This window comes from Rossellomorea aquimaris (genome assembly GCF_020171925.1).
Classification (GTDB): Bacteria; Bacillota; Bacilli; order Bacillales; family Bacillaceae_B; genus Rossellomorea; species Rossellomorea aquimaris_F.
Genome location: NZ_JAIVAR010000005.1, coordinates 33,015 through 52,955, shown reverse-complemented (window position 1 = coordinate 52,955; position 19,941 = coordinate 33,015). Strand labels below are relative to the sequence as shown.

17 protein-coding genes are annotated in these 19,941 nt (G+C 44.7%); 13 read left to right on the top strand and 4 right to left on the bottom strand.

Features of this window, described 5'->3' with window-relative positions:
* Positions 1-5 precede the first annotated feature (5 nt).
* From LCM10_RS15730 to LCM10_RS15705, 6 genes are all read left to right on the top strand, one after another.
* Positions 6-992, top strand: a complete 987-nt coding sequence (locus LCM10_RS15730) for a lipoate--protein ligase (protein WP_224877252.1) — start codon at positions 6-8, stop codon at positions 990-992.
* 207 nt (positions 993-1,199) lie between these two features.
* Positions 1,200-3,617, top strand: a complete 2,418-nt coding sequence (locus tag LCM10_RS15725; protein WP_224877251.1) for a M14 family zinc carboxypeptidase — start codon at positions 1,200-1,202, stop codon at positions 3,615-3,617.
* A gap of 165 nt (positions 3,618-3,782) precedes the next feature.
* Entirely contained in the window at positions 3,783-5,339 is a 1,557-nt protein-coding gene (locus LCM10_RS15720; protein ID WP_224877250.1) for a fatty acid--CoA ligase family protein, read from the top strand.
* Between the two features lie 160 nt (positions 5,340-5,499).
* Positions 5,500-6,276 carry an enoyl-CoA hydratase-related protein gene (locus LCM10_RS15715; protein WP_224877249.1) on the top strand — a complete coding sequence of 259 codons (777 nt, stop codon included), beginning with the start codon at positions 5,500-5,502 and terminating at the stop codon, positions 6,274-6,276.
* Between the two features lie 1,663 nt (positions 6,277-7,939).
* Positions 7,940-8,881: a nuclease-related domain-containing protein gene (locus LCM10_RS15710; RefSeq protein WP_224877248.1), complete on the top strand. Its 942-nt coding sequence runs from the start codon at positions 7,940-7,942 to the stop codon at positions 8,879-8,881.
* 248 nt (positions 8,882-9,129) lie between these two features.
* Entirely contained in the window at positions 9,130-10,380 is a 1,251-nt protein-coding gene (locus tag LCM10_RS15705; RefSeq protein ID WP_224877247.1) for a YeeE/YedE family protein, read from the top strand.
* A 39-nt stretch (positions 10,381-10,419) separates the two neighbouring features.
* On the opposite strand, the gene LCM10_RS15700 is transcribed toward LCM10_RS15705, so the two are convergent.
* A complete protein-coding gene (locus LCM10_RS15700; protein WP_224877246.1) occupies positions 10,420-10,977 on the bottom strand; it encodes a helix-turn-helix domain-containing protein in 558 nt (185 codons plus the stop codon).
* Between the two features lie 104 nt (positions 10,978-11,081).
* On the opposite strand from LCM10_RS15700, the gene LCM10_RS15695 reads away from it, so the two are divergent.
* The 3 genes from LCM10_RS15695 (at position 11,082) to LCM10_RS15685 (ending at position 14,000) form a co-directional block, all read left to right on the top strand.
* A complete protein-coding gene (locus tag LCM10_RS15695; RefSeq protein WP_224877245.1) occupies positions 11,082-11,807 on the top strand; it encodes an AzlC family ABC transporter permease in 726 nt (241 codons plus the stop codon).
* Positions 11,800-12,111 carry an AzlD domain-containing protein gene (locus tag LCM10_RS15690; RefSeq protein WP_224877244.1) on the top strand — a complete coding sequence of 104 codons (312 nt, stop codon included), beginning with the start codon at positions 11,800-11,802 and terminating at the stop codon, positions 12,109-12,111. Before LCM10_RS15695 ends, LCM10_RS15690 begins: the two co-directional genes overlap by 8 nt.
* A gap of 620 nt (positions 12,112-12,731) precedes the next feature.
* A complete protein-coding gene (locus LCM10_RS15685) occupies positions 12,732-14,000 on the top strand; it encodes a M48 family metallopeptidase (protein ID WP_224877243.1) in 1,269 nt (422 codons plus the stop codon).
* A 50-nt stretch (positions 14,001-14,050) separates the two neighbouring features.
* Here the strand turns inward: LCM10_RS15685 and LCM10_RS15680 are convergent, their stop codons facing one another.
* Positions 14,051-14,713, bottom strand: coding sequence for a DUF421 domain-containing protein (locus LCM10_RS15680; protein WP_224877242.1), 663 nt, complete (start codon positions 14,711-14,713; stop codon positions 14,051-14,053).
* A gap of 106 nt (positions 14,714-14,819) precedes the next feature.
* Positions 14,820-15,059, bottom strand: coding sequence for an IDEAL domain-containing protein (locus LCM10_RS15675; RefSeq protein WP_224877241.1), 240 nt, complete (start codon positions 15,057-15,059; stop codon positions 14,820-14,822).
* Between the two features lie 195 nt (positions 15,060-15,254).
* Here LCM10_RS15675 and LCM10_RS15670 point away from each other — a divergent pair, with 195 nt between their 5' ends.
* Positions 15,255-15,788 (top strand): competence protein ComK, encoded by a 534-nt coding sequence (locus LCM10_RS15670; protein WP_224877240.1) that lies wholly within the window; start codon positions 15,255-15,257, stop codon positions 15,786-15,788.
* Positions 15,789-15,833: 45 nt separating this feature from the next.
* On the opposite strand, the gene LCM10_RS15665 is transcribed toward LCM10_RS15670, so the two are convergent.
* The gene (locus LCM10_RS15665; protein ID WP_224877239.1) at positions 15,834-16,238 is read right to left on the bottom strand and encodes a hypothetical protein; all 405 of its coding nucleotides are present in this window, start codon (positions 16,236-16,238) and stop codon (positions 15,834-15,836) included.
* A 267-nt stretch (positions 16,239-16,505) separates the two neighbouring features.
* On the opposite strand from LCM10_RS15665, the gene LCM10_RS15660 reads away from it, so the two are divergent.
* The 3 genes from LCM10_RS15660 (at position 16,506) to lepB (ending at position 19,905) form a co-directional block, all read left to right on the top strand.
* Entirely contained in the window at positions 16,506-18,473 is a 1,968-nt protein-coding gene (locus tag LCM10_RS15660) for an alpha/beta hydrolase family protein (RefSeq protein ID WP_224877238.1), read from the top strand.
* 233 nt (positions 18,474-18,706) lie between these two features.
* Positions 18,707-19,348 (top strand): TVP38/TMEM64 family protein, encoded by a 642-nt coding sequence (locus LCM10_RS15655; protein WP_224877237.1) that lies wholly within the window; start codon positions 18,707-18,709, stop codon positions 19,346-19,348.
* Positions 19,345-19,905, top strand: coding sequence for a signal peptidase I (lepB, locus tag LCM10_RS15650; RefSeq protein WP_224877236.1), 561 nt, complete (start codon positions 19,345-19,347; stop codon positions 19,903-19,905). The genes LCM10_RS15655 and lepB overlap by 4 nt, the downstream gene beginning before the upstream one ends.
* Positions 19,906-19,941 lie beyond the last annotated feature (36 nt).

Below are 19,941 nucleotides of genomic sequence, written 5' to 3'. Positions count from 1 at the left end.
ATACGATGTTATTCATCGACAATAAAGGAATTACAGATCCAAGAATCAATCTGGCCATAGAAGAGTATGCTTTGAAGAACCTCGATATCAATGAGAGTTATCTGCTGTTCTATATCAATGAGCCATCGATCATCATCGGAAAGAACCAGAATACAATCGAAGAAATCAATACAGAATACGTCGAAAAAGAAGGACTTCACGTAGTGAGGCGCCTTTCCGGAGGCGGTGCGGTTTACCACGATCTTGGAAATTTAAATTTCAGTTTCATCACAAAAGATGATGGGGACAGCTTTCATAATTTCCAGAAGTTCACCGAACCCGTTGTGAAAGCGTTAAATAAATTGGGGGTCAATGCCGAACTGAGCGGGCGGAATGACTTGCTGGCAGAAGGAAGAAAGATTTCCGGGAATGCACAGTTCTCCACGAAAGGCCGCATGTTCAGCCATGGTACCTTGTTATTCGATTCCGAAATGGAAAACGTGGTATCTGCCCTTAAAGTGAAGAAAGATAAGATTGAATCGAAAGGGATCAAATCGATCCGAAGCAGGGTGGCCAACATTTCCGAATTCCTCGATGAACAGATGAGCATAGAGGAATTCCGCTCCACCCTACTCGACTACATCTTTGACGGAAGCGACGTCAAGGAATACGTCCTCACAGAAGAAGACTGGAAGAATATACACGAACTCTCTGAAGAACGTTATCAAAACTGGGATTGGAATTACGGGAAATCCCCTAAATTCAATCTTCAGCACTCCAACAGGTTCCCGGTCGGACAGATCGATGTCCGCTTGGAAGTGAACAAAGGACTGATCGAGAACTGTAAAATCTACGGAGACTTCTTCGGGGTCGGTAATGTGGAAGACATCGAAAATAAGCTGTCGGGTACACGATATGAGAAGAAAGAAATTGCACAGGCTCTTGAAGGCCTTGATATCCAGCATTATTTTGGTAACGTGACGAAAGAAGAGTTTGTTGATCTAGTGTATTGATGGATGATGAAAGGTGCTGCCGGAATTCGGCGGTGCCTTTTTTCGTTGGAAGGATTCCTGGTCTGCTTCCCAAGAATACATAGATGCTAACTGGCATTGAAAATGTATGGTAGGATTTTACCATGTGAAACATAGAACTAAATATTTATGTACCGAAATGAATTATTATTCTATTATAATAGTAATACATAATTTGGAGGTACACACATGAAAAATAAGCTAATCGCAGGAATGACCAGCTTTACCCTCCTGGCTTCCATCCCTTTCAACGTATTGGCCGAATCTCCTCAGACGGCCATCCAGCAATCTCAACTCGATGAAAAGGAGAAAAGTCTTTTTAACAGTGAGCACTATGACTTTGTGAAATATTCACAAATAGAAGGAAAGTTGGATTCAATAGCCAATATAAGCAACCGGATGACAGTGGAAAAAAGTGAAACAAAATCTGCACTCGGACAGGATATGTATGTGGTGACCATTTCGGATCCTTCTTCAAAAAGAAAGTATGGTTATTATAAAGGTCTTCGCAAAAAAATGATCCAATCCCCTGGAAAGGCACAGGAATTCATCGATCAGCATCCTGATCTGAAAATCCCCGTCATGATCAACGGTTCCATTCACGGAACAGAGTTCGTCGGGACGGATGCCGTTCTTCAGTTGATTGAACGTTTTGCAACCGGAAACGACTCGGAGACGACATCTGTATTGGAAGATCATATCTTGATCTTCAATGTGGTGGCAAATCCGGACGGTCGCATCGGTGCTACCCGCTTCAATGGGAATGGAATCGATCTTAATCGTGATTTCATCACTCAGTCCCAGCCTGAAACAAAGCATATGGTGGACCTGATCACGGAATGGAATCCGATGGTGTTCCTTGATCTTCATGGATATGTGAAGGGATACGGCGGACCTTCAAAGCCCGGTTTGATCGAACCGTGCACCCCTCCACATAATCCAAACTATGAATATGATCTGTATTCAAAATGGGCGATGAGCCAGGCGGAAGCAATGGAAGCAAGCATAGTAGGAAATAAGGCTGACTATGAGAATGCCAATACGGCGACATCAAAAGTAGATTATCAGAATATGGAGGGTACCTACATCCCGCAGCGTGACGATTCCGCAGGATGGGACGATTACCCGCCGATCTTCACTCCGATGTATGCGATGTATCACGGGGCATACGGCTTTACGCTTGAAGCACCGACAAATGACTGGGATGGCGTCAAGTGGACGTATGATGCGGTAATGGGCGCACTGAATTTTGCAAGTGATAACAAGGTGGAAATGGTTAAAGATCAGATTGAAGTCTTTAAGCGCGGCGTCCAGTTTGATCATCCCTTCCATAAAGAGGGGCATTTTCCTTCAGCGTATATTTTACCTAGAGACGAACAAGATCAAACGGCGACTCAAAAAGCTGTAGAGCATCTCCAGGAAAATGATATTACCGTGCAAGAAGCGAAGAAAGAGTTTACGTATGAAGGTGTCACCTATCCGAAAGGAACGTACATCGTCCCAATGGATCAGTCGAAAGCGGGACTTGCCAATACGATGCTTTGGGATGGTGAAGACATTACGGAAGATACACCGAGCATGTATGACATTTCCGCCTGGAACCTCCCGGAATTATGGGGATTCGAAGCCGTTGAGGTAAGCAGCGAAAAGCAACTGAATGTGAAGTCCAATGAAGTGCGCGTAGTTGATCCGAAAGGTGAAGTGATGGGGGACGGACCTTATGCCATCCCGAATACTTCAGTGGAATCTGTATCTATGGCAAATCAGCTATTAAAGAAAGGTCACACCTTATACAGGGGGAGCGACGGCACATTATATGCCGACAGTTCAGCCAAGTCCGAACTTCAGACCCTTGTAAAGGATGCAGATGTAACCATCTCCAGTGAGGTGATTCCCGAGGAGGCAAAAGAAATTTCCGCCCAGACTGTTACCATCCTCAAAGACGGTGGTATCAATAAATCTCAATCTCATTCCGGAACAAAATTGGCGTTGGAGCGCCTTGGATTCCAAGTTATTGAGAAAACACCTGTGCAGGTAGCCGAAGAAGGATTGGGAGAAACCGATGTATTCATCTATAATGGAAAATCAAATTTGATTTCTTATGAAAATAGTACTGCCAACCAGGAGTTTGGACTACAGGATGCCGCTCAATATGATGCGTTTAAGGCAAACGTGAGAAGTTTTATTGAAGAAGGTGGGAACTATCTGGCAATCGGGGCTGGCGCTTCCCAAGCATCGGTCAAACTCGGCTTGAGTGATGTAGAAGTGAAAACGGGCGGCTCAAACAGCAACGGGATTGTCGAGCTTACGCATGGTGATTCAACATATACAGCCGGTTATGGCGCCACGGATATCGGATTTGTTTACCAACCGACCTGGTACTCAAATGCAGAGGACAAGGAAGTGTTATCAACCTATAAAGATAGCGAAGATTTCTTTATGGCCGGTCACTGGAAAGATAGTGGGCAAGCGCAGGGGAAACCGGTCATGGTGAAGGACGGGAATATCCTATTCATCGGATTGGAACCAACATTCCGCGACCATACAGACTACCTGTTCCGACTGGTGTCGAATGCCATCTTCTCCGGATCGAACAAAACATCTTAAAGAGTAAGGCTGTCCCTATGGGGCAGTCTTTTCTACTATTCTTTGGGAGTTTTTCTCAAGCGGGGTACTTGTATTAATAGAATTCTTTATATAAAATATATTTTGAATACTTTTAATACTTAGATGAATGACCATTCATTCATTTGAACAAGGGGAGGGAGTACTTTGAACATTTCATCACGGTTAGAACAAATTGCTGCGGAAAAATCAGATAAGACTGCTTACCATTTCTTGTCTCATTCGAGTACATACGGAGAGTTGAATGCCGCTGTGTCAAAATTCGCGGGTGGGCTGGAACAGTTGGGATTGAAAAAAGGGGATCACATCGCACTGGTACTTGGTAACTCACCGCATTTTATCATCGGCTTGTATGGTGCTTTGCGCCTCGGGTTGAAGGTCATTCCCGTCAATCCGATATATACACCGGACGAAATCGGTTATATTTTGAAAAATGGAGACGTGAAAGCAATCGTTACATTGGATTTGCTTCTTCCATTGATCGAAAAGATGCAGCATATGCTGCCTGATGTACATCACTTTATCCTATGTGAATCGGGTGACGAGCGCGCAAAGGGGATCAATCTGGAACAGGTGTCTTCTGTAAACCCGAAATTGAAATCGTTTACAGACGTTCTGTCCCGGGGTGACATGAATTTCAAAGGGCCGGAAATGGATGAAGAGGAAGTGGCAATCATTCTTTATACGTCCGGCACAACAGGAAAGCCAAAGGGCGCCATGCTGACACATAAAAACATCTTTTCTAATGCGATGGATGTCGGCAGTTACTTAAAGATGAACGAAGAAGACCGCGTCATTACGGCACTTCCGATGTTTCACGTGTTCTGCCTGACGGTCGTCCTGAATGCACCACTTATGACCGGGGCCACATTGTTGATTGTACCGCGCTTCAGTCCGAAAGAAATCTTTGCCTTGTCTAAGACATTTCAACCGACTGTATTTGCAGGTGTCCCGACGATGTACAACTTCCTGTATCAATATCCTGAAGGAAACCCTGAAGATCTATCTTCCTTGAGACTTTGCATTTCAGGCGGTGCCTCCTTACCAGTGGCGCTCCTGAAGAACTTTGAGAAAAAGTTCAATGTCATGATTTCAGAAGGCTACGGATTATCCGAAGCTTCACCTGTCACATGTTTCAATCCGCTCGATCGTCCGAGAAAACCAGGCTCGATCGGAACATCGATCATGAACGTAGAGAACAAAGTAGTCGATGAACTTGGTGATGAAGTGCCTGTCGGACAGGTCGGGGAACTGATCGTCAAGGGTCCGAACGTCATGAAGGGCTATTATCAGATGGAGGAAGAGTCGGCTGCCACCATCCGCGACGGCTGGCTTTATACAGGGGACCTTGCGAGAATGGATGAAGAAGGCTATTTCTTTATCGTCGACCGCAAAAAAGAACTCATCATCGTCGGGGGCTACAACGTCTACCCGCGCGAAGTCGAAGAAGTTCTATACAACCACCCTTCCATCGTTGAAGCAGCCGTGATCGGTGTGCCACACCCAGAAATGGGAGAAGCGGTAAGCTGCTATATCGTCAGGAATGATCCATCCCTTTCCGAACAAGCAGTTATGGACTATTGCAAAGATCACTTAGCCAAATATAAGCTTCCTTCACATATCGAATTCCTGGAGGAGCTTCCTAAAAATACGACAGGAAAGATTTTGAGAAGAGCTCTTAAGGAGCAAGTCCTTCAATCCTGAAGTTAAGAAGGGATGTCCAGCTGTCAACGGCTGGGCATCTTTTTTTGCAGGTGATGGTGTCATTTGGAATCTGGGTGAAAAACATTGAAAGGGTTTCCAAATCTTTTGTCGAATGATATGTATGGGGAAAAATATTGCATACAAAGGGGAGAACAGAATAGTGGAATCTATTTTGCTTGAACAAAAGGGTCATACTGCATATGTCACAATCAATCGTCCAGAGGCGATGAATGCCTTTAATTATGATACGTTAAACGAATTACACAAAATCGTCGAGGCACTCAGAATCAACCCGGATGTCCGCGTGGTCATCTTCACGGGAAGCGGCAATAAAGCATTCAGCGTAGGGGCTGATCTTAAGGAACGAAAAACGTTGACGGAAGCACAAGTCCTCCGTAACGTATACAAAATCGGTGAAGTATTCCAATCGGTCGCCACCCTGCCACAGCCGACGGTCGCAGCCATGAACGGTTATGCATTCGGAGGCGGAATGGAGCTTGCCCTCGCCTGTGACTTCAGGCTGGCAGTGTCAGGCACATCAATGGGTCTCACCGAAACAAGCCTCGCCATCATCCCAGGTGCGGGCGGGACACAGCGCCTTCCGCGACTGATCGGTGAATCCAAGGCACTCGAGCTCATCCTCACCGCAAAGCGATTGACGTCTGAAGAAGCTCATCAGATTGGATTGGTGACAAAGGTCGTAAGCAAGGACAACTTCCTCGAAGAAGTGCAATCATTTGTCGAGCCGATGCTCTCCAACGGGCCAATCGCACTCCAACAGGCCAAATTCGCCGTGAAGAACGGAATGAACACAGACCTTCAAACCGGCCTCCAAATCGAACGAAAAGCATACGAAATCACCATCCCCACAGAAGACCGGGTAGAAGCCTTACTCGCATTCAGTGAAAAGAGGAAGCCTGAGTTCAAGGGGAAATAACTTAGTAGACCCGCCTGATGTATGGCGGGTTTTTTTATTTGTTTATTAGGTGTTGGTAGGAGTATGTGGTCTAATCTCTGGTTGGATGCTTTTGAAGATGTATGTTTGGCGTTAGTCTGTTTTGGCTGGATTGTGGTTGTATGGGGTATTGGCGTTGGATGGAGGATTGTGGTGGTATGGGGTTTTTTGAAATGGGTTTTGACAAATTGACGGTTTGGCAGGCGATGATTTAAGAACATTTGACATGAAAGGCAGAATAACCAGGATGAAGGGTAGAATCATTCGTTTGAAGGGCGTAATCATTGAAAGATCGGCACGATTATTTAGTTTAAAGGGTGAATTATTTCAATGAAGGGTGTAATTACATATTTAAGCCAGACACGTGAAGCGGTTTTTCAGGTGAGAGGGGCATCCACGTTGTAGTTTTGGCTAGATTGTGTAGAAAACGGGAGTGTTGTTAAAGGGAAATGGTCTTTTTAGAAGGGTTTTGACAAATTGACGGTTTGGCAGGCGTTGGATCAAAGCGTATTCAACATGAAGGGCAGAATGACCAGGATGAAGGGTAGAATCATTCGTTTGAAGGGCGTAATCATTGAAAGATCGGCACGATTATTTAGTTTAAAGGGTGAATCATTTCAATGAAGGGTGTAATTACATATTTAAGCCAGACACGTGAAGCGGTTTTTCAGGTGAGAGGGGCATCCACGTTGTAGTTTTGGTTGGATTGTGTAGTAAACAGGAGTGTTGTTGCTAAATGGGAGAGGGAAATGGTCTTTTTAGAAGGGTTTTGACAAATTGACGGTTTGGCAGGCGTTGGATCAAAGCGTACTCAACATGAAAGGCAGAATGACCAGGATGAAGGGTAGAATCATTCGTTTAAAGGGCGTAATCATCAAAAAAGAGGCACGATTATTTAGTTTAAAGGGTGAATCATTTCAATGAAGGGTGTAATTACATATTTAAGACCGACACGTGAAGCGGTTTTTCAGGTGAGAGGGGCATCCACGTTGTAGTTTTGGCTGGATTGTGTAGAAAACGGGAGTGTTGTTGCTAAGGGGAATGGTCTTTTTATAAGGGTTTTGACAAATTGACGGTTTGGCAGGCGTTGGATCAAAGCGTATTCAACATGAAGGGCAGAATGATCAGGATGAAGGGTAGAATCATTTGTTTAAAGGGCGTAATCATCAAAAAAGAGGCACGATTATTTAATTCAAAGGGTGAATCGTTTCAATGAAGGGTGTAATTACATATTTAAGCCCGACACGTGAAGCGGTTTTTCAGGTGAGAGGGGCGTCCACGTTGTAGTTTTGGCTGGATTGTGTAGTAAACGGGAGTGTTGTTGCTAAATGAAGAAGGGAAATGGTCTTTTTAGAAGGGTTTGGACAAATTGACGGTTTGGCAGGCGTTGGATCAAAGCGTATTCAACATGAAGGGCAGAATGATCAGGATGAAGGGTAGAATCATTTGTTTAAAGGGCGTAATCATCAAAAAAGAGGCACGATTATTTAATTCAAAGGGTGAATCGTTTCAACGAAGGGTCTAATCAGATAAAAATTACCTATTTATCTCTTGAAAAAGGAGGATTTTTACAAATTATGGAGAAGTATATTTAGATAATCGAAAAAGGAGTGATCAATTGTTCGTAAAAAATAGAAGAATACCGTTGAAGATAGAACAGACTGAAGCTCTACTTAGAAATATCGTTCAAACTCATTCAAAAATCCCACTACTGCAACAAGATTTAAAGAAGAGATTAGCTGGATTTAGTGGGGAGAAGGCGATTGATTACCATTTGAGCTTTCTGTCTGAAAAAAAGTACTTAATCTTTAATGATTTGAGACTCCCCCTGCCCCCTTACCACTTTCAAATTGACTCACTACTTGTCACCGCCTATTATTGTTTGATTCTTGAAATAAAGAATATCTCCGGTACTTTAACGATTGATCCTAAATTTAATCAACTCACCAAGTATTATGATGGGGTCGAGACTGGGTTCCCTGATCCGATTTCGCAGGCACAGCGCCAGAAACTCCTCTTGCAACGCTTCTTCTATGATAATAATTTGACTATGCCCCCGATTATCTTTTTTGTTGTGGTCAGCAACCCTAAAACGATCTTAAAAGTAGCAAAAGGCCAAACACTTTCATCTCCCTATTCAAAAATGATCCATGCGCAAAATTTAATCGATGAAATCAGTAAACTGAATCATATTTACACAAAAGAAGTTGCCAGTAAGAAGGATATTAGTAAAATTAAGAGAGTCCTTTTAAATAGCCATGAACCAGGCTATACAAACATCCTCGATCAATATGGAATAGATGAATCGGATACTATCCAAGGAATCAGGTGTGAACGTTGCTCAGGGAAAATGGAGAGGCAGTGTAGAACGTGGGGTTGCTCTCAATGTCATTTCACATCAAAGCTAGCACATCAGCAAACGATAGAAGATTATTTTTTGTTAATAAAACCATCAATTACTAATAAAGAACTTAGAACTTTACTTGACATTCAGTCCCCAAAAACAGCTCGCAATCTTTTAAGCTCCCTCAACCTAAAAACCACCGGCACCACAAGAGCAACCATTTACCATAAAGAATTCCACTAACGCCAATCACCATTCCGCCCTCTACCATCAGCCCTACACATTACCAACTAACCAACCAACCGACCACATAACACAAAGAATTCTACTAAATCCTTTCCCCAATCCGATCTTGGTCATCAACCATCATCTCCACACAGCACCAAGCATAGAGTCACTCCCCAAAACAGCCCTTTTGACATCTCCCTCCAAATCCATTACCATATGAAAATGAATTCCAACTAAATCAATCAGATTAAGGAGGAAAAGACATGGGAAGCTATGTTCAACCTATAGATGAAACAAAAGGACCAAAGAAGGGGAGTGCTGAGCTGAATCCGCCTCAGACTTCTTTAGTGGTTGGGGGCTTGGTGGTGGCGGCCATTCTTGCCATTTATCTGTTATTCACACAGGAAATAGCTCAGACGGTATTGCTTGTTCTTGGTTTGCTTTTGGGATATACATTGTTTCACGCTAGATTTGGTTTCACTTCCGCATTCCGTAGAGTGGTGTCAGTGGGGAATGGGCAGGCGCTCAGATCTCATATGCTGATGCTTGCGGTGGCGGTTACGCTGTTTGCGCCAATTCTTGCTACAGGTTATACATTTTTTGGCGGTGAAGCTGCCGGGTATGTATCGCCGGTCGGCGTGAGTCTGCTTGTCGGTGCATTCATGTTCGGTGTCGGCATGCAGCTTGGAGGCGGTTGTGCGTCAGGTACACTCTATGCCATTGGTGGAGGGCGTTCCGTTATGTTCATCACCTTGCTGTTCTTCATTGTGGGAGCGACGGTCGGGGCAGCTCATCTTCCATTTTGGACAGAGGAACTGCCTTCGTTTGCCCCGATTTCACTTGCGACTTCGACGCCACTCGGTTATTTCGGTGCGTGGGCTGTATCCATTCTGCTCTTTGGCTTCATTGCTTGGGTTACCTTAAGAATCGAAAAGAAGAAAAACCCTCCGAGAATGGCTACACTTCCAACAGCGAAAGGGTGGAGGAGAGTCCTTCGCGGTTCATGGCCACTTTTCACAGCAGCCATCGTCCTAGCTGTGTTGAATGCCCTGACACTCATGACGAGGGGGAATCCTTGGGGAATCACTTCGGCATTCGCGCTTTGGGGTTCCAAAGCGGCAGCGGTGTTCGGAGTCGATGTAGCGAGCTGGGGATATTGGAGTGGAGCGAACGCAGAAGCACTGCAGTCATCCATCTTCGCTGATTCGACCACGGTCTTGAATTTCGGTGTCATCCTTGGCGCGTTCCTTGCATCAGCGGCAGGGGGACTGTTCCGATTCAATAAGATCACTGGTAAAAATGCAGCAGCATCCGTCATTGGCGGTCTGTTGATGGGATATGGTGCACGCCTGGCGTTCGGTTGTAACATCGGTGCTTATTTCGGAGGGATTGCTTCCTTCAGCCTACACGGCTACATTTGGGGCATCCTTGCATTAGCCGGTACTTTCTTTGCTTTATACCTTAGACCATTTTTCGGACTTTCGGTGCCTAAACCGAAGGATACGTTCTGCTAAAGACAAAAAACTCCTGCCGTACACTCGGCAGGAGTTTTTTCATTCGTTTCCATAATAAATCATCATTTGGCAAACTGCCTGTTCCTCAAAAGGATTACGATATTGGTGACCGGAATCGGCAGCAAAGCGGATGGAACTTCCTGCGTCAAGTTCGTAGGTTTCATCTGCTATTTCTAAAGAAATCCTTCCTGCAATCACACTGATATATTCCTCTACACCCGGGGGATGCCCCTCGTTCTTGTAAGAGCATCCAGGCTTCATTTCCACTCGGTAGCTTTCCCATTTTTTAAAAGGATCGAAAGGGAAGATGGGATAAACAATATAGTTTCCACCATCTTCAAGTACAGGCTGCACATCCTTGTAATGAGTGATTGATACCTGATGCTGCGGTTTTTCAATCAGGGAAGAGAAGGAGACCTTCAAACCGTTTGCAATTTTCCACAAGATCGCGACGGTCGGGTTGGAGTCGCCACGTTCGATTTGACCGATCATGGCCTTGCTCACACCTGTCGCTTCCGCCATCTGTTCAAGGCTCAGTCCGCGTTCCCTGCGGATCTTTCTGATGTTCTCACCGATTTGTATCGGGAAATTTTCCATATTAAAAACCTCTCTTGTATACTATAACGTCTGTATGTATAATATAATAAATTATCAAATTATTAAAATAGTTTATACCTTTCTATTATAAAGGATGTGAAGAGATGGAGGCACTGCTTTCAACGAAAAAAGTAAGTGATTTTCGTCACGGGCTTCAGGGTGGGATCAGCATTGCGATTGGATATATGCCGGTAGCCCTTACGTTTGGGTTGTTGGCACGCACCACTGGGCTGACTGTCACGGAAACGGTATTGATGAGCATGCTCGTATTCGCAGGTGCGGCTCAATACATATCCCTGAGCTTGATTGCTGTGGGGACAGGGATTCTTGAAATCATACTTACGACGTTCATTGTGAATATCAGGCACTTTCTAATGTCTGCTTCATTGAGTGAAAAGCTTGAAGAAGAAGTGCTGTATAAAAAATTGACCTATGCCTTCGGGATAACGGATGAGACGTTTACGGTCATCAGCGTGAAAGACGGGAAAGTGAAGACCGGTTTTGCGTTCGGTGTCATCCTTATTTCGTACGGAAGCTGGGTCATCAATTCAGGTATAGGATACTTTATCGGAGAGATCCTTCCTGACTTTCTTCAAGCCAGCATGACGATCGCGCTTTATGCCATGTTCGTCGGCCTGCTCGTCCCTTCAATGAAAAAAAGCATCAAGGTGACCTTTCTTGCCGTGACTGCAGGTGCTTTGAACAGTGTACTCCTGTTTACGACAGGCTTATCAAATGGCTGGTCCATTGTACTCGCAACGCTTGTTTCTGCCATCCTGGTCGAAGCGGTCGTCATGGTGAAACGGAGAGGGGGAGGAAGCGATGAATAGCATGGTGATATGGATGATCATCGGGATGGCTGTTGTCACATATATCCCTCGGATGCTTCCTTTTCTCGTGTTTAAAGGAAAAGAACTTCCTCCGTTCATTCAGGGAGTCCTGAAAAATGTCCCGTTCGCAGTATTGGGGGCGCTCATTTTTCCAAGTATATTATTGATTCAGGAAGGGAATCTTTTATTTGGGGTGGTAGGAACGGCTTCGGCATTCCTCATTGCTTTCCTTGGTGCGAATGTGATCGTTGTCGTCATCGGTGCCATTTCCATTTTATCTCTTTATTCGGTATTCTTAATGTAGTGGATGAAGTCACGTTTCGCGTGGCTTTTTTATTTGTAGCGGTCACGGTGTGTTTAAATGCAGTTTCTAGCTGTTGCGGCCAAGTCCCTCGAGGTCATAAGCTAACTGGTCAAAAAGCAAAAAACGCCTTTGTGGCTGCTTTGTCTTATGCTTGTCGCCTCTAAACGAGTGCCTCCGCTTTTCTAGTGTCCAGCTCCGGGGCTTAGAGGCACATGTCATAAATCAAACCGACCAAGAAGGCAAAGAACGCCTTCATGGCCGATTCGCCTTATGCCACCCGCCTCTGAGCAAAGCCCCTCCGCTTTTCTTAGTGTCCAACTCCGGGGCTTAGAGGCACATGTCATAAGTCAAACCGACCAAGAAGGCAAAGAACGCCTTTATGGCCGATTCGCCTTATGCCACCCGCCTCTGAGCAAAGCCTCTCCGCTTTTCTTAGTGTCCAGCTCCGGCGGCTAGAGGCTCGAGACATAAGCCATGCCATCCAAAAAGGCAAAGAACGCCTTTATGGCTGCCCTGTCTTATGCTTGTCGCCTCTGAGCAAAGCCGCCTCCGCTTTTCTTGTTCTATTTAAAAGGACAAGGTATTACATATAGTAAGAGAGAAGGAAGGGAGGAAGTAATTTGGTTAGGAAGTGGGCTTTCCGGGCGGTATTGGGTTATTTGCTGCTGGGATTATTCTTATATGTGTATTTGTTTTTCTTGGCGGACTCTTCTCTGCCAGAAGCATTTAAAGGCAGCAGTGCAGATCCTGCCACGTTCATGAATGGCAGGGAGATCATGTTGAGTGAGGAATTCTCGAAGATCAAGAATTTGTTGTTTTTTCTATCGACCCCATATGAATGGTTGTTTTACTTTCTGATCCTCATTTTTGGTGTGTCGAGGGGGTTTGAGAAGTGGGCGAGGGGGACGTCGAAGAATGGGTTCATCCAGACGGGCGTTTATTTGTTCTGGTTGTCGCTTGCTTCATTTATCGCCATTTTTCCATTGCAGTTCATTTCGTATAAAATTTCAAAGACGTACAATATCTCTACGCAGACGTTTTCGATGTGGATGAAGGATGAGTTGACGGATTTCTGGGTGAATTATTTGATAATGTTCATCATTGTCTCAGTGCTGTATGGCTTGATGAAGAAGTTCAAGAATCGATGGTGGCTGGCAGCGTGGGCATTGTCCGTGCCGTTCACGATTTTCATGATGTTCATCCAGCCCGTGGTGATTGATCCTTTGTATAATGATTTCTATCCGCTGAAGGATAAAGCGCTTGAGGAAAAGATCCTGACACTGGCTGAAAGAGCAGAGATCCCGGCTGATCATGTGTTCGAGGTCAATATGTCGGAAAAGACCAATTCGCTCAATGCGTATGTGAATGGGGTGGGGGCGAATTCCCGGATCGTCCTTTGGGATACGACGCTGAAACAGCTGACAGATAAAGAAATCCTGTTTGTCATGGCCCATGAGATGGCCCATTATGTCGAGAAGCACATTTATATCGGGATTGCGATTTATTTGTTGCTGTCGTTCTTCGGGCTTTTCCTTGCATCCAAGTTGATGAGGGGATTTGTGGCGAACTATAAGGACGAGTTCAAAGTGTCGAATGTGTCGAGCCTCAGTTCCTTGCCGCTTTTCCTTCTGATTACGTCGATGCTGATGTTTGCAGTCAGTCCATTTTCGAATTGGATCTCGCGTTATCAGGAGACCCGTGCAGACCGGTATGCGATTGAAATGACTGGGGATAAAGAAGCGGCGATCACGTCCTTCCAGAAGCTTTCCAAGGTTGGCCTTTCCCAGGTGAATCCGCCGTTATTGGTGAAGATTTTCCGTTACGGCCACCCAACCATGATGGAGAGATTGAACATGCTTGAACAGTATGACGATGAGAAAACAGAGTAGCTAAAGAACGCGTGCTGCGCACATCAAAAAAAAGCCTGGTCGGATTCCGACTAGGCTTTTTCCCGTTTACTGATGACAAGGTTTTTCTTCTTTTCCGTCATATAGGCAAAGATGATGTCTTTCGGCTGGATCCCTTCGCTTGCTAAACGATCAAGCAGCCAGTCCCGATTTTTCCCCAGAAGGTGCAGGTTGCGTTTTTGGATTTTACCATCGACAATCACTGAAATCGGCAGTCCTTCATCGTCAATCTTCAGGTTCAGATGCTGAACCGTGACTGGTGTATTCTCGACTTTCGGGATCACGCTCACCTCCCCGATCGGTTCGAGCATGGCATAATCCACGTCGGAGATTTTGGGATATCCATTTGCTCTCAGGATGGATGTCAGCTGAATGAGGGAGATCTTTGATTTCTCCAAATTATCTTCGAGGATTTCACCATTTTTGATCAGCAGGGTCGGTTCGCCAAGAAAGAACTTATTGCCCCATTGGCATAGAGTAAGGAATGAGAATAAAACGTGCAGCCCCACTAAAATGACGAGCGCCGTGATGGTTGGCCAAAATTCTGTACTGATGAGTGGTTCTGAAGCGATCGTCCCGACGATGATGATGGCGACAAGATCATATGGCGTCATCTGGACGATGGTCGATTTCCCCATGAGTCGCATTGCTGCAATCGTAATGAGATAGAGTACAAGCACCTTGATGAATATCATGGTCTTCCTCCAAAGAGTTCGTTTTGTTTGGATTAGCTTTCACCATTTCACCTGTACTCATCCTATAAAAAAAGAGAAGGCTGACTCATGATGAGCCAGCCGTTCATTAAGTTCCATAACAGATATTGATTTCCTTTAGTTCTTCCGTCAGTTTCATAAACAGGGTTTCATCCTTACAATCAAGGGCTGCATCAATGTCTTTTAACAGTTTGTTCTTTCGCGTGGACAGGATGCTTTCATGTAGCAGCATGTCAATGTAGATCTCCAATACACTTTTCTCAGCGTTTCGTTTCCGGGTCATCGCAGAAGCTTTCATCATTTCGGTATAAGACTTTTTATTTTCCAACACGATCACCTCTGAGTCTTTTTATTAGTATATGGAAGAAGGAATGAAAATTCAACCAAAAATTTAAATATTCAGAAAATTTTTAATGAGGTGGAATATCGTCGGGTTTAAATATCAGAATTTTTAAAATTAGTAGAGACACCCTTTGTGATTTGTGGTATTATTTTGGGGAAATATGTAAAAGGAGGAGAAAATATGAAGGGTAGATCGCGAATGTTGGAAGAATATGAAGTGAATCCCCATACATTGATGTTAAAACCCATTGAATATGGTGCCAAGACCTTTACGGAAATTATTGAAATGGAGGATGTCATACTTTCTCCGTTTAAGCCGATGGACATTTTGAAAAAAAGCTGTGAGTTCTTCGGTTCTTCGTATCAAGGAAGAAAGGATGGCACGAAAGAGTTGACGGGTATATCGTACAAGGCCCCCATCATGTTAAATCCCCAAATGTCGATGTTCCTATTTCCGACGACTTCCCCTGTTAAGCAAGAGTGCATATGGATTTCCCATTCCCATGTGTGTAGTTATGCGGCTGCCGGAAGTGGCCAAACTTCCGTCACATTCCAGAACAGGGAATCCCACCTTGTGCCCATTTCGTACAGCTCGTTTGAAAATCAGATGCTTCGTACTTCCAACCTTCGAATCGCTTATTCCCAGCGGGTTTCTGAAATGGAAAGCAAATACTCGATGAAATCATTCTACCTGAAGAATAAGACAAACGCGTGAGGACCTTTGATCACGCTTTTTTTAATGAAGGATGTCAGAGTTTCATTAAGCCTGGCGGGGATGGTCAGAACGATCCGCTGGGGATTTCGATTCAAGGAATCGGCGGAACAAATAATGCCTCATTAAATCCTCCACCTTATTCCTGAGTCTCGGGTTAAAGTAATTGTGGTGTTCTTCGTATCCTTTGTACAGAAACATATACATCGTAAAGGCATCGTCTGACTGCAGCCGTTCGACCTTCATTTTATTCGTCCTCATATACTTCTTCACATACGCAAGCTCTCCTTGGATGACTTTCATCGTTTCCTCGATCAGTTCTAAATATGGCCGCTTGAGTTTAAAGGGGCTATTGTCTACAATTTGTAAGTCCCGATTTAATATGGTGAGCACCATCGGAAGGTAAATCGCCTGTTCCAAAATGTTTCGGTCGTTCTCTGGGATTCGTGTCATGTAAAAGAACTCCTTTCCTGTCATGAATCGAACTTATGTTCGTGTTACTATTTTACGGCGAAATGAGTTTACTTTCAATAGCGAAAAATGGAGAATATGAATTTGTTGTTAGTATGAAAGAAACCACCCCGTTCTATCCCTCATTTCGCTCAGTCCTAATGGCGGTATCCACCGACCAGGCGTGCCTGTTTTTGCAGATCGGGAGAGGAAATGAATTTCCGGTTGTCGAAAACAACAATAGAACAAATGAAAAGGAGTCATGTAGTCATGGAAACGAAAGGGATTCAAATAAAAGATCTTTATCATATAAAAGCATTGTCCGATCCACGGATTTCACCCTGTGGGAAAGAGGCTGTCTATATCCAGACAGTCATGGACGAAAAAAAGGATGATTATGTTTCACACCTGTATTTCTTTGATCTTGAGACAGGGTATAAGAAGCAATGGACATTCGGTGAAGAGAGGGTCTCATCTCCAAGGTGGTCGCCTGATGGCGCACGAGTTGCATTCTTATCGAACCGGACGGGTCAAATGGAGCTTTACATCATGAATCGGGATGGAGGGGAAGCAGAGCGCCTGACGGAAAGTCGAATGGGGATCGGTAATCCTGTCTGGTCACCATGTGGGACGAAGATTGCATGTGAGGTCCGCTTGAAAAAAGGGGAAGCCCTAAAGGGACAAGAGGATAAAGGGGAAGGGATCAAACCGTTCATCGTTTCTTCAATGAAATATAAATCCGATGAGAAGGGCTTTCATGATGATCGATACTCGCAGTTGGTGATGATCGAACTCGAGACCAAAGAGATGACAAGATTGACGGATGATGAGCATGAGTACTCACTGCATGCCTGGAGTGGGGCGAATATAGCATACTCCGCGGATTTTGATGAAGAAAAGGATTTCTCTTTTGCATCATCGGTTTACCTATTAGACACAACAACAATGGATTCGATGAGGATCACAGAAGGAAAGGGGTATTACGGGGCGGCAAGCTTTTCGCCAGATGGCCGTCATCTTGCGTACATAGGGAATGAGCGGGAATATGAAAATGCCACTCAAAATGAGATTTATATCTACAATTTGGAATCACAAGTTTCATACTCGCTTACAGCAGCAATGGATATCCCGGTCGGGGATTATCTCAATAGTGATAGTATTCAAGGGTCTTCACAAACGGGGATCGTCTGGTCGACGGATAATGAGAGCATGTACTTCATTGCGTCTGACAGTGGAAACACCATCCTCTATTATGCGCACAAGGATGGCGCTATCTATCCTGCGCTGTTTGAAGAAGAACAGCATATTTACGGATTCGATTTCCATCCGGAAGACCAGAGTGTGTTGCTTGCGATGAGCAAGCCGGAAGAACCGGGAGAACTATACTTTCTGCATGTCCCGAGCGGACGGATGCAGAAAATGACGGATTCAAACAGCCCATGGTTGAAGGACAGGGAACTTTCAACCCCGGAGATGATCATGTTCAGTGGAGAGGATGGCACACCCCTTCAAGGATGGGTGATGAAGCCAGTCGACTTCAAGGAAGGAGTCAAGTATCCTCTCATTGTTGAAATCCACGGAGGCCCACATACGATGTATGGCAATACATTTTTCCATGAAATGCAGGTACTTGCAGGGAAAGGGTATGGTGTCTTATATGTGAATCCGCGTGGAAGCCATGGATATGGACAGGGATTTGTCGATGCCGTGCGCGGTGATTATGGAGGAGGGGACTATCGGGATATCATGTCGGCAGTCGACTATGCCCTCGGTGAGTATGAATGGATTGATGTTGATAGGCTTGGTGTGACCGGCGGGAGCTATGGGGGGTTCATGACCAATTGGATCATCACCCGCTCTGACCGGTTCAAGGCGGCTGTCACCCAAAGGTCGATCAGTAACTGGATCAGTTTCTACGGCGTGAGCGATATCGGATATTACTTCTCGGAATGGCAGATGAAATGCGGGATGGACGATATCGAAACGTTATGGAAGCATTCTCCATTGGCCTATGTTAAGAATATCGATACTCCCCTCTTGATCCTTCACAGTGAAAAGGATTACCGATGTCCGATCGAACAAGCGGAGCAATTATATATCGCATTGAAACGGGATGGAAAACAGACTAGATTCGTTCGGTTCCCGGAATCCAACCATCACTTGTCACGCACGGGGAAACCTTCATTGCGTGAAGCGAGGCTGCAGGAAATCATCGATTGGTTTGAAGAATATCTGTAAGGCCCGACCGCCATCCCTTATAGGGATGGCGGTTTCGGGTTTAGTGGAGAAAGAACATTGTTCAAGTGCCGTTCTGATTTTACATGTACAGACTGTTTAAATTTACGCCCTTTAGGATAAGGTTTAAATACGGGAGTATGGAATTCTGAAAGCGATATGATATGATAAAGTGAGCAAGCAAACGTTAATGCGTATGAGAAATGTTCATTGAAGCATAAGGGGAAACATATACTATGGATATTAATTCGATAAAAGATTGGTTTACCCTCGAAAATATAATGGAATTGATTCAGCAGTATAGAGCCCTCGGGCCCTTTGCTGGTATTCTGCTGCCTTTATTGGAGGCGTTCCTTCCATTCATGCCATTGGTTGTGTTTGTCATGGCGAATGCGAACGCATTCGGTCTATGGTTCGGATTCTTGTTTTCCTGGATCGGTGCAGCAGGGGGGGCGCTCCTTGTATTCATCCTCGTGAGAAAGTACGGGGATGCAAGGATATTCCGTTTCCTGCGGAATAACCGTCAAGTGAAGAGGCTGACTCGATGGGTAGACAAGCATGGCTTCGGACCATTGTTTCTACTGATCTGTTTTCCATTTACACCGTCTGCCCTTGTCAATGTCGTCGCCGGGTTATCGAGCATCAGCATTGCTCAATATATGATTGCCGTACTGGCCGGTAAGATGGTGATGATCTTCACCATAAGCTTCATCGGATATGATATTATATCATTAGTGCAGAAACCGGTCCGCACTGTGATTGTCGGGGTCATCATCTTCGTATTATGGCTGGTTGGAAAGCAGATTGAAATACGTTTGAATAAAAAAATGGAGATCGATCACAGGATTGACCGTGAAAAGCAGGAGGAATCGAATTGAGAGAAGAGGTAAAAAAAGAAGGTCTTGAATGGATTAAAGCTCTGGGTATCGGGTTGATCATTTTTATCGTCATTCGAACGTTTCTTTTCTCAAACTATGTAGTGGAAGGCGAATCGATGATGCCTACATTGCAGGACGGAAATAAGCTTGTCGTTAATAAGATCGGATATCAACTCGGTGAACTGCACCGTTTCGATGTCGTTGTCTTCCATGCAAATGAAAGTGAAGATTACGTGAAAAGGATCATCGGCCTCCCGGGTGATAAAGTGGAGTATAAAGATGATAAGCTCTACGTCAATGGGAAATATTATCCCGAGCCGTACCTGGAAAAGTTCAAGAAAGAATACATCGGCAACAAACTGACAGGTGACTTTACGGTTGAAGAAATCACCGGCGAACAGACCGTCCCGGATGGGAAAGTATTCGTATTAGGTGATAACCGCAGGGGCAGCATGGACAGCCGATACTTCGGGTTCGTCGATCAAAGTAAGATCGTGGGTAAAGTCGACCTTAGATACTGGCCATTAAATGAATGGGATATGCAATTTAAAAATTGATGATGCGAAGAGGATTTTGTTCAATGAAATGAATGA

Coding starts and splice junctions, on each gene's coding strand:
- LCM10_RS15690 (WP_224877244.1), top strand. CDS start 11,800: ATGAATAGCATGGTGATATGGATGATCATCGGGATGGCTGTTGTCACA.
- LCM10_RS15705 (WP_224877247.1), top strand. CDS start 9,130: ATGGGAAGCTATGTTCAACCTATAGATGAAACAAAAGGACCAAAGAAG.
- LCM10_RS15725 (WP_224877251.1), top strand. CDS start 1,200: ATGAAAAATAAGCTAATCGCAGGAATGACCAGCTTTACCCTCCTGGCT.
- LCM10_RS15670 (WP_224877240.1), top strand. CDS start 15,255: ATGAAGGGTAGATCGCGAATGTTGGAAGAATATGAAGTGAATCCCCAT.
- LCM10_RS15660 (WP_224877238.1), top strand. CDS start 16,506: ATGGAAACGAAAGGGATTCAAATAAAAGATCTTTATCATATAAAAGCA.
- LCM10_RS15695 (WP_224877245.1), top strand. CDS start 11,082: ATGGAGGCACTGCTTTCAACGAAAAAAGTAAGTGATTTTCGTCACGGG.
- LCM10_RS15655 (WP_224877237.1), top strand. CDS start 18,707: ATGGATATTAATTCGATAAAAGATTGGTTTACCCTCGAAAATATAATG.
- LCM10_RS15730 (WP_224877252.1), top strand. CDS start 6: ATGTTATTCATCGACAATAAAGGAATTACAGATCCAAGAATCAATCTG.
- LCM10_RS15700 (WP_224877246.1), bottom strand. CDS start 10,977: ATGGAAAATTTCCCGATACAAATCGGTGAGAACATCAGAAAGATCCGC.
- LCM10_RS15665 (WP_224877239.1), bottom strand. CDS start 16,238: ATGACACGAATCCCAGAGAACGACCGAAACATTTTGGAACAGGCGATT.
- LCM10_RS15680 (WP_224877242.1), bottom strand. CDS start 14,713: ATGATATTCATCAAGGTGCTTGTACTCTATCTCATTACGATTGCAGCA.